Annotated in this window: 18 protein-coding genes; 8 read left to right on the top strand and 10 right to left on the bottom strand. The window is 68.0% G+C overall.

The window, feature by feature from the left end; translation table 11 throughout:
* Positions 1-348: hypothetical protein (locus tag P2P98_RS03065; RefSeq protein ID WP_275797099.1), on the top strand; the 348-nt coding region annotated here is incomplete at its 5' end.
* Positions 345-1658 carry a serine hydrolase gene (locus P2P98_RS03060; protein ID WP_275797097.1) on the top strand — a complete coding sequence of 438 codons (1314 nt, stop codon included), beginning with the start codon at positions 345-347 and terminating at the stop codon, positions 1656-1658. The genes P2P98_RS03065 and P2P98_RS03060, both read left to right, overlap by 4 nt.
* Before the next feature lie 9 nt (positions 1659-1667).
* Here the strand turns inward: P2P98_RS03060 and P2P98_RS03055 are convergent, their stop codons facing one another.
* Positions 1668-2261, bottom strand: coding sequence for a hypothetical protein (locus P2P98_RS03055; protein WP_275797095.1), 594 nt, complete (start codon positions 2259-2261; stop codon positions 1668-1670).
* A gap of 245 nt (positions 2262-2506) precedes the next feature.
* Here P2P98_RS03055 and P2P98_RS03050 point away from each other — a divergent pair, with 245 nt between their 5' ends.
* The 3 genes from P2P98_RS03050 to P2P98_RS03040 all read left to right on the top strand — a co-directional run bounded on the left by P2P98_RS03050 (position 2507) and on the right by P2P98_RS03040 (position 4063).
* Entirely contained in the window at positions 2507-3466 is a 960-nt protein-coding gene (locus P2P98_RS03050; protein WP_275797093.1) for an ADP-ribosylglycohydrolase family protein, read from the top strand.
* An 85-nt stretch (positions 3467-3551) separates the two neighbouring features.
* Positions 3552-3800 (top strand): type II toxin-antitoxin system prevent-host-death family antitoxin, encoded by a 249-nt coding sequence (locus P2P98_RS03045; protein WP_058597805.1) that lies wholly within the window; start codon positions 3552-3554, stop codon positions 3798-3800.
* The gene (locus tag P2P98_RS03040; protein WP_058597806.1) at positions 3797-4063 is read left to right on the top strand and encodes a Txe/YoeB family addiction module toxin; all 267 of its coding nucleotides are present in this window, start codon (positions 3797-3799) and stop codon (positions 4061-4063) included. The genes P2P98_RS03045 and P2P98_RS03040 overlap by 4 nt, the downstream gene beginning before the upstream one ends.
* An 84-nt stretch (positions 4064-4147) precedes the next feature.
* On the opposite strand, the gene P2P98_RS03035 is transcribed toward P2P98_RS03040, so the two are convergent.
* The 7 genes from P2P98_RS03035 to P2P98_RS03005 all read right to left on the bottom strand — a co-directional run bounded on the left by P2P98_RS03035 (position 4148) and on the right by P2P98_RS03005 (position 8664).
* Positions 4148-4507, bottom strand: a complete 360-nt coding sequence (locus P2P98_RS03035; protein ID WP_275797091.1) for a hypothetical protein — start codon at positions 4505-4507, stop codon at positions 4148-4150.
* A gap of 156 nt (positions 4508-4663) precedes the next feature.
* Positions 4664-5050: a hypothetical protein gene (locus P2P98_RS03030; protein ID WP_275797089.1), complete on the bottom strand. Its 387-nt coding sequence runs from the start codon at positions 5048-5050 to the stop codon at positions 4664-4666.
* A 575-nt stretch (positions 5051-5625) separates the two neighbouring features.
* Positions 5626-5928 carry a HigA family addiction module antitoxin gene (locus P2P98_RS03025; protein WP_275797087.1) on the bottom strand — a complete coding sequence of 101 codons (303 nt, stop codon included), beginning with the start codon at positions 5926-5928 and terminating at the stop codon, positions 5626-5628.
* The gene (locus P2P98_RS03020) at positions 5915-6196 is read right to left on the bottom strand and encodes a type II toxin-antitoxin system RelE/ParE family toxin (protein WP_275797085.1); all 282 of its coding nucleotides are present in this window, start codon (positions 6194-6196) and stop codon (positions 5915-5917) included. The genes P2P98_RS03025 and P2P98_RS03020 overlap by 14 nt, the downstream gene beginning before the upstream one ends.
* A 49-nt stretch (positions 6197-6245) precedes the next feature.
* Positions 6246-6758, bottom strand: a complete 513-nt coding sequence (locus P2P98_RS03015; RefSeq protein ID WP_275797083.1) for a hypothetical protein — start codon at positions 6756-6758, stop codon at positions 6246-6248.
* Positions 6759-6800: 42 nt separating this feature from the next.
* The gene (gene ychF / locus P2P98_RS03010) at positions 6801-7874 is read right to left on the bottom strand and encodes a redox-regulated ATPase YchF (protein ID WP_058597807.1); all 1074 of its coding nucleotides are present in this window, start codon (positions 7872-7874) and stop codon (positions 6801-6803) included.
* A gap of 40 nt (positions 7875-7914) precedes the next feature.
* The gene (locus P2P98_RS03005) at positions 7915-8664 is read right to left on the bottom strand and encodes a class I SAM-dependent methyltransferase (RefSeq protein ID WP_275797080.1); all 750 of its coding nucleotides are present in this window, start codon (positions 8662-8664) and stop codon (positions 7915-7917) included.
* A gap of 213 nt (positions 8665-8877) precedes the next feature.
* On the opposite strand from P2P98_RS03005, the gene P2P98_RS03000 reads away from it, so the two are divergent.
* Both P2P98_RS03000 and P2P98_RS02995 read left to right on the top strand, forming a co-directional pair.
* Entirely contained in the window at positions 8878-9474 is a 597-nt protein-coding gene (locus tag P2P98_RS03000) for a 3'-5' exonuclease (RefSeq protein ID WP_275797102.1), read from the top strand.
* A gap of 53 nt (positions 9475-9527) precedes the next feature.
* On the top strand, positions 9528-10874 hold the full coding sequence (locus P2P98_RS02995) for a DNA recombination protein RmuC (RefSeq protein ID WP_275797101.1): 1347 nt from the start codon (positions 9528-9530) through the stop codon (positions 10872-10874).
* 34 nt (positions 10875-10908) lie between these two features.
* Here the strand turns inward: P2P98_RS02995 and P2P98_RS02990 are convergent, their stop codons facing one another.
* Together P2P98_RS02990 and glpX are read right to left on the bottom strand one after the other, a co-directional pair.
* On the bottom strand, positions 10909-11118 hold the full coding sequence (locus P2P98_RS02990) for a hypothetical protein (protein ID WP_058597811.1): 210 nt from the start codon (positions 11116-11118) through the stop codon (positions 10909-10911).
* A gap of 256 nt (positions 11119-11374) precedes the next feature.
* Positions 11375-12364, bottom strand: a complete 990-nt coding sequence (gene glpX, locus P2P98_RS02985) for a class II fructose-bisphosphatase (protein ID WP_058597812.1) — start codon at positions 12362-12364, stop codon at positions 11375-11377.
* 176 nt (positions 12365-12540) lie between these two features.
* Here glpX and fbaA point away from each other — a divergent pair.
* Positions 12541-13568: class II fructose-bisphosphate aldolase (fbaA, locus tag P2P98_RS02980; protein WP_275797077.1), on the top strand; the 1028-nt coding region annotated here is incomplete at its 3' end.

Genomic DNA, 13568 nt, shown 5'->3' with positions numbered 1-13568 from the left:
AGGTCCGATTCGCCCTCGGCGGAGGGCATCGTCGCCCACGACTGGCCCGGACTGCGGCTGCTCCTGGCCGCTGACGAAGGCTCGGTGTCGATCACCGCTGCCGAGGTGAACGGGCACCCCGTCCGCACCGCCCACGGCCTGGCTGTCGGGTCGACGCGCGCCGAGGCCGTGGCCGCGGGAGCCCTCGTGGGCCCCGGACACGAGCTGCGTATCGACGTTCGCGAGGTCCCAGGCACGTCCTCTACGGAGCGACCGGACAACGTGGGGACGAAGTTCATCGCCCTCGAGATGGACGGCGACACCGTGGCATCCATTCGCGTCCCGGCGAACGATTTCGGTGAGCAATGAGCGAGGACAGTCCTTTCGGCGATCTGCTCGACGGCGCGAATGAGGTCGAACGCCCGAGCGGACGCGGTGGACGCATCGCCCTGATCGTCTTCCTCGTCTTCGTGCTGCTGGTCTTCGGCGGAAGTGGCGGCTACGTCTGGTGGGCTTCGGCGGCGCCGTTGGCTGCCCCGACGGTCACGTCTTCCGCCCCCAGCGTCACCCCCGGCGCAAAGGCCGAGGTGAGGCTCCCCGCCTCCGGCTCGATGCTCGTCAGTGTCGCGGGTGGTGAGTCCTACCTCGGACCGGATGCCGCCGGCGCATGGTTGTCGTCGGGGGGCGACGATGCGCGACCCATCGCGAGCATCGCGAAACTCGTCACCGCGCTCGTCGTGCTCGACGCTCACCCGCTGGCAGACGCGAACGATCCCGGGCCGACGATCGCCTACACCGAAGCCGATACCGACCTCTACGACCAGTACTACGTCCGCGGCGCGACGATCGCGCGGATGCCCGACGGGCTCAAGCTGTCGTTGCACGACTCGCTCGAGACCATGCTCCTGCCGTCGGCGAGCAACTACGCCACAGCGATCGCCCGCTGGGCCTACGGCTCGGAAGGCGCCTACGTCGACGCCGCACGCTCCTGGCTGAGCCGGAACGGGTTGAACTCGACGCGGATCGTGGATGCCACGGGCATCGACGAACGCAACACGAGCACGCCGAGCGACCTCCTCGCCCTCGGCCGGATCGCCGCGGCCAACCCGACGATCGCCGCCATCGCCGCGACGCCGTGGGTCGACCTGCCCGCGGGCCCCGGGAACATCGAGAACACCAACGCCCTTCTCGGCACCTCGGGCGTCACGGGATTGAAGACGGGCAACCTCGGCGACGGCACCTTCAATCTTCTGTTCACGTCGGTTCTCGACGTCGGCATCGGGGCGCCGCTGCACGTCCTCGGCGTCCGGCTCGGCGGCGAGACCCGAGCGAGCGCGAATCAGGACGTCGTCGTCCTTCTCGAGAGCATCCGGGATGGATTCCACACGCTTCAGGTGGGGACGGCCGGCGCCGAGGTGGGTGAGATCACGACCCCCTGGGGATCGTCGGCGAAGGTCGTCATGGCGCAGAACGCCTCGATCATGACGTGGTCGGACACGCCCGTGGCCACCTCGCTCGACACGACGACGCCGGAGAAGTACGCCGACGGAGAGAAGGTCGGCACGATCACCTGGACGGCGGGGCCGAACACCGCCTCGGCCGACGTGAAGATCTCGGGGGCGATCGAGGAGCCGACGCTGTGGTGGCGGCTGACTCATCCCTCCGAGCTCGGCGGCTGACGCTCGAGACTATCCCCGTGGCGCGACCGTGGTGGGTGCGTAGCCCGCGAAGCCGTCGATCCTCTGCTGACCGAGGGTCGTCCCGAGCTCGTGACGCGCGGCGGGCGTGAGCCGGGAGAAGTGCACGGCCGCGTAGGTCGCCTGGGGCGCGGCATCCAGAACGAAAGGCGCGATGTTCCAAGAACCGAGCACGCCCTCCGTGCCGTCGCCCGTGTCCCGCTCGATGCGCAGGACCGGCGTCTTGATCAGGCCGGCCTGCGACACACCGGTCGAGTTGGTCGTCGTGGCCCAGATGCCCGTCACCTCGTCCCACGGGATGTTCACCGCCACCCCCTGGTAGCGCACCGCGATTCCGCTGCGTCCGACCGCGATGCACTGGCGGTTGCCCCACGAGGCGCGGCTGCGCGAGGCAGCGATCAGATTGAGGAACACGATCACGGCGAACAGACCCAGGATGCCGAACATCACCGCGATCACGTAGGGCATGGGCCCCTGCATCGACGGTGTCGTCCCCGCCTGCGCGAGCACGCCCCACACGATCCAGCCGCACATGAGGGTAAGGAGGCCGAACGCGATCGCGAGGATCAGCGGCAGCCTCCGCAAGGGCGCGACGTGAAACCAGTCGTCCGGCGCGCTCGAAGGTGCGGTTGAACATCTCCGCGGGAAGCAACTGCAGGCGCTTCCGCGAGGCGAAGGGCGTCGCCCACCCGGGCGGGATGAAGGCGGTGCGGGGGTTCGGCGCGTTCACGGCCGTCGGTTTACGAAAGCGCGCGGGTCCTCGGCGGGGCTGGACAAGGTGTCCGTTCGGACGCAGCGCCCGCGCGCAGAGGTGCTCGTACGCTGGGACGATGGCACACCTCTCCCCCGCCCAGATGGATCGCGCCGTCGGAACCATCATCGTGTCGGCCGCCGGCGATGCTCTCGGCTCGGCGTACGAGTTCGGCCCGGCACTCCCCGACGAGGTCACCCCCGAGTTCGGCGTCGGGCACTTCGGCCACGGAGCCGGAGAGTGGACCGACGACACGAGCATGGCGATCCCGGTGCTCGACGAGCTGGCCGCGGGGCGCCGACTCACCGACCCTGCCGCACTCGAGCGCATCGTCGCAGCGTGGCAGGGCTGGGCTGAGAGCGCCCTCGACGTGGGTGCGCAGACCCGGCACGTCCTCGGCCGTATCCCGTCGCCCCCGACGATGGATGCCATCCGCACAGCCGCTCGCGCCGTGCATGACGAGACAGGACGAAGCGGCGGCAACGGTTCGCTGATGCGAACCGGTCCCGTCGCCCTCGGCTACCTCGACCGTCCCGATCTGACCGCCGCGGCGGCGGCGGTCGCGCAACTCACGCACTGGGAAGACGACAACGTCGATGCGTGCGCCCTGTGGGGCGCGGCCATCCGTCATGGCATCCTGACCGGCGAACTCGACATGCGCGGACAGCTCGACGTCGTGCCGCAGGACCGTCGCGACCGGTGGGCGGCGCTGATCGACGAAGCCCTGGTTTCCGGCCGTCACCCGCGCGACTTCCGGGATGCGAACGGCTGGGTCGTGCGCGCGTTCCAGGGTGCGCTGGCCGCGGTCTCCGGTGCCGACGGACCCCTGGATGCCATCGAGCGCGCGGTCCGCGGGGGAAACGACACCGACACGGTCGCGGCGATCGCCGGTTCTCTCGCCGGCGCCGTCTGGGGCGCGGAAGCACTCCCCGACTCGCACACGGCCGTTCTGCACGGGTGGCCGGGTATCGACGCGGCAGAGCTCGCCCGGCGCGCGCGGCTCGCGGTGGGGGCGTCGGCCGTCTCGGCGTGGGGCTAGCGGGTCGTCGCGCTCCGCGGCTCACCCCGGCGGCCTCCGCCAAACCTCTGAGTGGTACCATTTCTGGTACGACTTCGGAGGACTCATGGCCATCACGACGAGCGAGGCACGCCGCGACCTTTTCGGCCTCATCGAGCGCGTCAACCTCGACCACACGGAGGTCGAGATCACCTCGAAGCGCGGTTCCGCCGTTCTCATGTCGAAGGACGAGTACGACTCCCTCGTCGAGACCAGCTATCTGCTCCGCTCCCCCGAGAACGCCCGTCGTCTGCTGAGCGCCCTGGCAAGCGCTCGCGACAACGCGATCGAAGAACACGACCTCGTCGAGCCGTGAGCGGCCGCAAGCTGGCCTGGACAGCTGAGGGGTGGGACGATTACCTGTACTGGCAGACGCAGGATCGCAAGACCCTCCGCCGCATCAATCAGCTCATCGCCGACATCCTCCGCGACGACCCGTTCGAGGGAATAGGCAAGCCCGAAGCCCTCAAACACGCCCTCGCCGGCGCCTGGTCACGCCGCATCGACGAGGCGAACCGCCTCGTCTACGTCGCGAATGACACCCACATCACGATCTTGCAGGCGCGTTACCACTACTGACCTCTTCCCGGCCTCCTCACTGCCCTGGGCGGTTTGCGCCGACGCTCGCGTCGACCTCCAACGCGCGCGGACTAACGCTGCGCGTCATCCATCGATCGTCGAGCCCCACGGACCGTGCTCGCCGCCGAGCGGCCACGGCTCGTACTGGACGTCTGCGAAGTCGCGGACTTCCTCCTGCAGACGTGTCGCGATCCGGTCACCGGATTCTCGCCAGGACTCCCGAGCGGGTTCGTTCTTCCACCCTTCGAAGGGATCGAAGTTCGCCTCCCACAGAGTGTTCCACTCCGCGAGGTCCCTCGTCAGCGCACTCGAAAGCCCGTACTCGGCGGGCGTCGTCGTGTATCCGAGGTCCCACGTCGGTGTGGAGTTCTCCCACAGCGGCCAGTCCCGCCCGTAGCCCGGGAAGAGCCGAATGACACGCCTGGTCGGAGGGGTCCCGCTCATGCCGGCGATCCTACGTCGAGCCCTTGCTCAATTGTTGAAGCGGAACTCCACGATGTGGTCTTCGTGTGAATCGGCCCCGTTGATCTCGTCAGCTCCGCCGGATCTGTTCCTATGCCGGACTCCGCCGTCTGACACCTTCGACCACGTCGTCGCCCTTCAGTCGAGGCTCGGCGGGTCGTAGCGGGCCAGAGTCGCTGTCCCCTCATCGTCCGAGATCCAATGTCCGATACGCTCTCCGCGCCGCCACTCATAGGTCCGCCGTGCGACGATGTCTGCCTTGCATCGCTGAATCCCGGGGAGCGCCCACTCCAGGTCGATGAGCGTCGGAGTCATCTTCCGCTGGTTCCGCGCACCCACATAAAAGGCGAGATCCTCGACGTGAGTCAGCGCAAGCAGTGGTTCGTATCTCAGACCGGCGGGAATCAAACAGAGCCGCGCCATCCGTAGAGAGCCGAGATCTCGGACGAATTCGTACGAGTCGGCGTAGGTTTGCCCGTAGGCGAAGCCCAGCTCCAATTGACGCAACCCTGTGATGTCCGCCACAGGCGAGTAGTCCCGCAACCTAACAAACCGCCGATACGGAGCGATTCGAGCCTCGCGAGGTGTCGAACCGGCTCCAGGGACGTCACGGAGGTCGCCGACTCGAGCTCCAGTTCCCGCAGTTCAGTCATCGCGGCAAGGGGGCAGAGATCGTCGTAGATGCCGGTGAGCACCGCCAAACGTCGCAACTGCGTTTGACTGGCAAGAGCGGCGAACAAGCCCTTAGGCATGCGCATGGGGAAGGAAAGATCCCGGATGCCAGTCCGCCCCCGCCGAGAAGAAGTCACACCATTCGTCCACGAGGCGCGCATTCTGTGTGGGCGTCAGGCCCGGCACGGCTGAGGCTTGGACCGCCACACAGGCCTGTCCGGCGTACTCCGTGGGGCTCGTGAGGGCGCGCTGACGAGACCCCTGGATTCCATCGAACGAGCCGTCTGCGGCGGCGACGACACCGACACGGTTGCCGCCCTGATCGGCGAGCACGGCCTCACCGACGTTGAAGAGGAAAAGGCTTCCGCGTCGAGGCGCGTGCGCTCACTCGATGAGGCGGGCCGAGCGCCCGGATCCCTCGGCCGGCGTCACGCCACTTGGAGGGGTGTGATCGCGGCGATCTGTTCCCCCGCGAGATCTTCGGCGCGATCGAGTTCGTAGTAGCTCTGGAGATTGATCCAGAACTCCGCCGAGGTACCGAAGTACCTCGACAATCGAAGCGCGGTGTCCGCGCTGATCCCGCGAGCGCCGTGCACGATCTCGTTGATCCGCCGTGGCGGAACCCCGATGGCGACAGCGAGCTTGTGCTGCGTGATCCCCAGCCCGTTGATGAAGTCCTCCAGAAGAACTTCACCGGGGTGGACCGGAGGAATCTTGTCAGTGATAGTCAACGATCTCCACCTCCTCTGGCCCAGCGTCGGTCCACACGAAGCAGACCCGCCACTGGTCGTTGATCCTGATGCTGTGTTGCCCCGCTCGAGCACCCTTGAGAGCCTCGAGCCGGTTTCCTGGTGGAACCCGAAGATCGTCCAGCGACTCGGCAGATCCCACCTGACGCAGCTTTCGCAATGCCGTCGAATGGATCCGAGGATCGATCGAGGGCACGCGTTCACGACGCCACAGCCGCTCGGTCTCCTTGCTCCCGAACGACCTGATCACGCCGTCATGATATAACGCACAGCGTTAATAACGCGAGGCGTTATCCTGATCATTCACTGCCTGGGTGCGCTACCGGCCGCGTGCTCAGCGGGCGACGAAGGCAAAAGGGCAGGGTCACGGCCGCGACGACCGCACACAAGAGCATGGCACCGAACATCGCCCACATCGCCGAAGACAGGACGCCTTCGGCGCGCGCGACGACGACGGTCACGGACATCGCACTCATGCAGCCCACGAAGACCGTACCGCCAAGCGAAAGCGGCGACCGATCCGAAGTGAACGGGAGGCGGACGGCCACGGCCAGCAACGCCACCGACATCAGAACCGCGCTCACGGCGATGACGATCGCCGATTCGTCAGGAGTGATCCGGGTCGCTCCTTTGCCGCCGAACGCGCCTGAGCCGATTCCCGCGCCCGCTGTCATGAGAAGGTACGAGGCCACGACGAAGACGGGATCGTTCCGCCGGAAGCTCGTGAAGAATCCGTGCCGCCAGTGCCGGACGGCCGGCTGGCGCTCCTCACGCCAGCGCCGACGTGTCAGTGGCGAGGTGTCGTCGCTCACGGGACCATTCTCGTCGACTCCGCCCGTGTGGCGCGGGCCCGCTCAGTTGTTGAAGCGGAACTCCACCACGTCGCCGTCCTGCATCACGTAGTCCTTGCCCTCGAGGCGAGCCTTGCCCTTCGCGCGGGCCTCGGCGACCGAGCCGAGCTCGATGAGGTCGTCGAACGAGATGACCTCCGCCTTGATGAAGCCCTTCTCGAAGTCGGTGTGGATGACACCGGCCGCCTGCGGCGCTTTCGCGCCCTGCGGGATCGTCCACGCGCGCGCTTCCTTCGGACCCGCCGTGAGGTAGGTCTGGAGACCGAGCGTGTCGAAGCCGATGCGGGCGAGCTGGTCGAGACCCGACTCGTCCTGACCGGTGGATGCCAGCAGCTCGGCGGCATCCTCGGGGTCGAGGTCGATCAGCTCGGACTCGATCTTGGCATCCAGGAAGACGGCCTTCGCGGGAGCGACGAGCGCGGCGAGCTCGTCCTTCTTCGCCTGATCGGTGAGCACGGCCTCGTCGACGTTGAACACGAAGATGAAGGGCTTCGCGGTCAACAGACCCAGCTCGCGGATCGGCGAGAGGTCGAGACCGGATGCCGAGAGCAGCACGCCGCGCTGGAGGGCGTCCTGCGCGGCCTTGGCGGCGTCGAGCACCGAGGGGTCGAGCTTCTTGCCCTTGACCTCTTTCTCGTACCGGGTGATCGCCTTCTCGAGCGTCTGGAGGTCGGCGAGCTGCAGCTCGGCGTTGATCGTCTCCATGTCGCTCGCGGGGTTCACCGCTCCGTCGACGTGGACCACGTCGTCGTCGGCGAAGCCGCGGACGACCTGGGCGATGGCATCCGCTTCACGGATGTTGGCGAGGAACTGGTTGCCGAGGCCCTCGCCCTCGCTCGCGCCGCGCACGATCCCGGCGATGTCGACGAACGACACCGCGGCGGGAACGAGCCGCTCGCTGCCGAAGACATCGGCGAGCTGCTGAAGGCGCACATCGGGAAGGTTCACGACCCCGACGTTCGGCTCGATGGTCGCGAACGGGTAGTTCGCCGCGAGTACCGAGTTCTTGGTCAGGGCGTTGAAGAGGGTCGACTTTCCGACGTTGGGAAGGCCGACGATTCCGATGGTAAGAGCCACGGGAGTCCAGGTTACCCGGCCCGGAGCCCGCTCACCCGCGTCACGGTCGTCGTGCCCGGAACGCGTGGGTGACGTACGGCAGCGCAACCGAGCCGCCGTCGGCGAGTCCGGGAACGGATGCCAGCACCCCGTCGACCGCCGCATCGATGGCTGCTCGCCGCTCGGCGCTGGCCGTGATGATGTCGCTCCGCGAGACGACGAGGTCGCGCAGTTGGGGCAGAGTGATCCGTCGCTCCCAGCGCCACTCGCGGTGTTCCAGGCTCTCGTACGGCTCGGCGACGCGCGGACCGGTCGTGGCGAGAAGCACCTCGGCATTCGAGCCACCCATGGCCTCGGTGAGCCGCCGCACCCAGTCCACAGCGTCGTCGCGGATGTTCCAGATCAGCCCGAGCACTCCCCCGCTGCGCAAGACCCGTGCCGTCTCGCGCGAGGCCGCCTCGACGTCGACCCAGTGCCAGGCCTGGCCCATCACGACGGCATCGAGACCCGAGTCGGGCAGTGGCAGCTGCTCGGCCGTGCCGACGAAAGTGGGTACGCCGCGCGCGTTCTCTCGAAGGGTCGCGAGCATGTCGGCATCCGGATCCACCGCCACCACATCGGCGCCGAGCTCGACCACGGTGCGAGTCAGCTTGCCGGTTCCGGCGCCGACATCGGCGACGCGGAGCGCGCGACCCGGCTCCCGCACGGGATCCAGCAGCCAGGCCACCGCCTCGGGCGGGTAACCCGGCCGCCCCGACTCGTAAGCGGCTGCTGCCTGTCCGAACGACCTCGACTTGTGCTGGGCGCTCATGTTCCGACCCTACGCCGCGCCTCCGACATGAGCAGCCCCGTGCCGTCCTGCGGAGTTCGTCGCACCACCTCGGGGTGTCGCACACGTGTCGCCGGCGTGTTGCACACGAACTCCGCGTGACGGCACGACATGTCGCGCACGGCTCCGACACCGGATGCCGAGCCCCTCGGCGCGCCTCTTCGGGTCGTCGCCGTGGCGGGTCAGAGTGGACACGTGGGACTGGACTTCACGGCGATCGACTTCGAGACGGCGAATTCCAGCGGCGCGTCGGCCTGCGCGGTCGGTCTGGCCCGCGTTCGCGACGGTCGCGTCGTCGCCACCGCCGCGTGGCTCATCAAACCGCCGCCCGGACACGATCACTTCGCTCCGATCAACGTGGGGATCCACGGCATCCAGGCGGCCGATGTCGTGAACGCGCCCGACTGGAGCGCCCAGCTCGCGCGCCTCACCGCGTTCGCCGGCGCCGACGTGCTGGTGGCCCACAACGCCGGGTTCGACATGTCGGTTCTGCGTCGCGCGTGCGCGGCGACGGGTGACGAGTGTCCGCCCTATCGATACCTCTGCAGCGTGCAGATGTCGCGGAAGACCTACACGCTCCCCTCGTACCGCCTCCCCCTGGTGGCCGAAGAAGCCGGATGCTCGCCCTTCGCCCACCACGACGCGCTGGCCGACGCGGTCGCGTGCGCCGAGATCACGATCGACTGCGCGCGCCGCGCCGGGGTCGGCGATGTCCACGCCCTCGCCGCCCACCTGGGCGTCCGTGTGTCGCAGATCGCCGTCGAGCCCGTGACGGAGCGCGCCGTCGCCTGACGCTCGCGGCCCGTCTTTCCGGCGATGTCGGAGGTCTGGTGCATGCTGACCTCATGGATGCCATCGCCCTCGTTCTCGTGATCCTCGCCCTCGCGCTCGGCGTCGCCGGTGGGTGGCTCCTCGGATCCGCGCGGGCCTCCGCGACCGCCGCCGCCGAACGAGCCGACCTCCTCGCCCGCGTCGCCGCCGCCGACGCCGCGCGCGCAGGACTTCAGACGCAACTCGACCATCAGATGGCCCTTTACAGGGAGGCCGTCGGGCAATCCCGCACCGACCAGGCCGCGCGAGAAGAACGCGAACGTCGCGATCAGACGGTGCTGCGCGCCCTCGACCCCGTGCGCGAGACCCTCGAGGCGATGCAGCGCAAGGTCGACGGACTCGAGCGCGACCGCGTCGAGCAGTACTCCGCGCTCGGCGAGCAGCTGCGGATGTCGCGCGAGGCCGACGAGGCACTGCGGGCCACCACAGAAGCCCTCGCTTCGGCGATGCGGTCCGGGAGCACGCGCGGCGTCTGGGGAGAGACGCAGCTGCGTCGGGTCGTCGAGGCCGCCGGACTCACGCGATACGTCGATTTCGATCTGCAGGCCTCCATCACCTCCGACGCGGGTGCGGGTCGACCCGACATGGTCGTCCGGCTCCCGGGTGGCAAGGCTTTGGCGGTGGATGCCAAGGTCCCCCTCGACGCGTATCTTCAGGCCAGCGCGATCCCGGTGACCGCGCAGGGCGAGGAGGGAGCGCGCCGTGCGACGCTGCTCACCCGCCACGCCAAGGCGGTTCGGGGCCACGTCGACGCTCTCGCTCGCAAGACCTATTGGGCGGGCCTCGAGAGCAGCCCGGAGTTCGTGGTGTGCTTCATCCCGAGCGAATCGCTCCTGGCCTCGGCTCTCGACGAAGACCCGACGCTTCTCGACTACGCGTTCTCCCGTCGGGTGGCTCTCGCTTCACCGGTGAATCTGTGGGCGGTTCTGAAGACCGTCGCGTTCACGTGGACTCAGCAAGACGTCTCCGACGAAGCGCGCGCGCTCTTCGCCCTCGGATCCGAGCTGTACGAGCGCGTCGGGGTCCTCGCCGGGCACGCCGGCGACCTCCGCCGGGCAATCGAGCGCACGGTCGACAGTTACAACAAGTTCGCCGGATCGCTCGAGTCGCGCGTGCTCGTGACGGCGCGGAAATTCCCGGGGATTGACGAAACGAAGCTCGACGCCGTCTCCCCTCCCGCCCCGATCGAGGCGACGCCGCGTCGCTGGGCGGCCGCCGAGTTCATCGACTCCGCAGCGACGGGACCGATCGGTGACGGCCCGACGTCCGACCGCGCAGCTGACGGGGAAAAGAGAAGCGTCGCCTCAGCCGATCTGGGCGACGTGCGGATCCGCGCGGGCCTCGAGGCGGAGGAGCGCTAAGCGGAACCGATGACCAAAGAGGCTGCGGGGTGGCTCAAGAGCCGCCGGGAACCCAACTCAGGAGGCTGACGACAGCGGCGGATACACCGACGAATGCGCCGACCATCCACCAGGCGCTGATCTCGTGACCGTCGTCGCGACGGACGCGAAGCAGCACATCAGGGCGGCGCGCAGGGTCAACGGCGTCGGCGATGACCGCCTGCGCCCCGGTCTGGGGTGCGGTTTGGTTCGTGGGAGTTGCCATGGACGATCCCCCTTCGGGTCTCGGAAGAACACAGCGTCGCCGTTGACACTGCACACGATTCTGCCAGACCACCCCCGCGACACCGGTCACGCTTGCGTCACGACACGCCCGGCTGTAGGTGTGCGTTCCGCGTCCGTCGCCGCGCCTCCCGCCGGAGCTCCGCCGCCGAGCAAGCGCGACGCACTACCGGGTCAGTGCCGTCTCGCTGAGCACGGCCGGGCGGCGGCTGTGCTCAGCGAGACGGAGCGCTACCGATTCAGAGCCACTTGGACGTCAGGTGCTCCGACGAAATACGACGAAGCGTTCCCGACGCGCCGCGGAGCACGACGCTCTCGGTGTAGATGAAGTCGCCGTCGCGGCGCACGCCCTGCACCAGCTGGCCGTCCGTCACCCCGGTGGCCACGAAGATCGTGTTCTTGCCCTTGACGAGGTCGTCGGCCTCGTAGACCGTCCCGTCGACCTTGAGGCCGGCGTCGACGCCCTTCTGCTTCTCCTCGTCGTTGCGCGGAGCGAGCACGCCCTGGATGTGCCCACCGAGCGCCTTGATCGCGCACGCGGTGACGATGCCTTCCGGGCTGCCTCCGATACCGACGCACATATCAGTCCGGGCATTGTGTCGGGCCGCGTTGATGCCGCCGGCGACATCGCCGTCGCTCATGAGGCGGGTGCCCGCACCGGCCGCGCGGATGTCGGCGATGAGCTGTTCGTGACGCGGACGGTTCAACACCGACACGACGATCTCGTCGACGGGCTTGCCGAGGGCTTTCGCGAGCAAGCGGATGTTCTCGCCGATGGGGAGCCGGATGTCGACGACCCCGACGCCGGCAGGTCCGGTGACCAGCTTGTCCATGTAGAAGACGCTCGATGCGTCGAGCATCGTTCCCTGGTCGGACACGGCGATCACCGAGAGGGCGTTCTGACGCCCCGCCGCCGTGAGCGAGGTGCCGTCGATCGGGTCGACCGCGACGTCGCACCGGGGTCCGCGCCCGCTTCCGACACGCTCGCCGTTGTAGAGCATCGGGGCGTTGTCCTTCTCGCCCTCGCCGATGACGATCGTGCCGTCGAAGTTGACCGTGCTGAAGAACGCGCGCATGGCGTCGACGGCCGCACCATCCGCCGCTTCTTTGTCTCCACGACCGATGAAGGGGACGGCCCGGATGGATGCCGCCTCGGTCGCGCGAACCAGCTCGAGAGCCAGGTTCCGATCGGGGTGCAACGGACTCATATCGGATGTCAGGCTCACCATGTGGCCACTGTATCCACGCGAGATGTGACAATCGGGCAATTTCCGGCGCTCGCCGATGAAGGAATCACGATTTTTATCACTGGCGCATACTCCGCCAGTTCCTCTTCAGACAGCCTCAGCACGATCCAGCACCTTCGCTAGGCTGACGGTGTCCCCGCAACGACACAAGGAGCACAATGCCCGTCGCCACCCCTGAGCAGTACGCCGAGATGCTGGACCGCGCCAAGGCCGGCAGCTTCGCGTACCCCGCGATCAACGTCTCGAGCTCGCAGACCATCAACTCGGTGCTCCAGGGCCTGACCGAGGCCGGTTCTGACGGCATCCTCCAGGTCACCACCGGCGGCGCCGACTACTTCGCCGGCCACACGGTCAAGGCCCGCGCCACCGGCGCGCTCGCCTTCGCCAAGTACGTCACCGAGGTCGCCAAGAACTACCCGATCACGGTCGCGCTCCACACCGACCACTGCCCCAAGGACGCGCTCCCCGGGTTCGTGCTCCCCCTCCTCGAGGCATCCGAGGAAGAGGTCAAGGCCGGCCGCAACCCGATCTTCCAGTCGCACATGTGGGACGGCTCGGCCGTTCCGCTCGACGAGAACATCGACATCGCCGCCGAGCTCCTCCCCCGCATGAAGAACATCAACGCCATCCTCGAGATCGAGGTCGGCGTGGTCGGCGGCGAAGAGGACGGCGTTCAGCACGAGGGCTCGAACGAGGCTCTCTACACGACCGTCGCCGACGTGACCAAGGCCGTCGAGCGCCTCGGCCTCGGCGAGAACGGCCGCTACATCTCGGCCCTCACGTTCGGAAACGTCCACGGCGTGTACAAGCCCGGCGGCGTCAAGCTCCGTCCCGAGCTGCTCGGTGAGATCCAGGAGGGCATCGCCGCGAAGTTCGGCACCGGCCCCAAGCCCCTCGACCTCGTCTTCCACGGCGGCAGCGGCTCGAGCGACGAAGAGATCGCCCTCGCGGTCGCGAACGGCGTCGTCAAGATGAACATCGACACCGACACGCAGTACGCCTTCACCCGTTCGATCGCGGGCTACATGTTCTCGAACTACGAGGGTGTGCTGAAGATCGACGGCGAGGTCGGCAACAAGAAGCAGTACGACCCCCGCGCCTGGGGCAAGGTCGCCGAGTCGGCCATGGCCGTCCGCGTGGTCGAAGCCACCAAGCAGCTCGGCTCGTACGGCCAGTCGAAGAGCTG

Origin of the sequence: Microbacterium sp. Kw_RZR3, from assembly GCF_029222405.1 — a bacterium.
In the GTDB taxonomy this organism is placed as follows: domain Bacteria; phylum Actinomycetota; class Actinomycetes; order Actinomycetales; family Microbacteriaceae; genus Microbacterium.
This window is presented reverse-complemented; position numbering and strand designations above follow the sequence as displayed.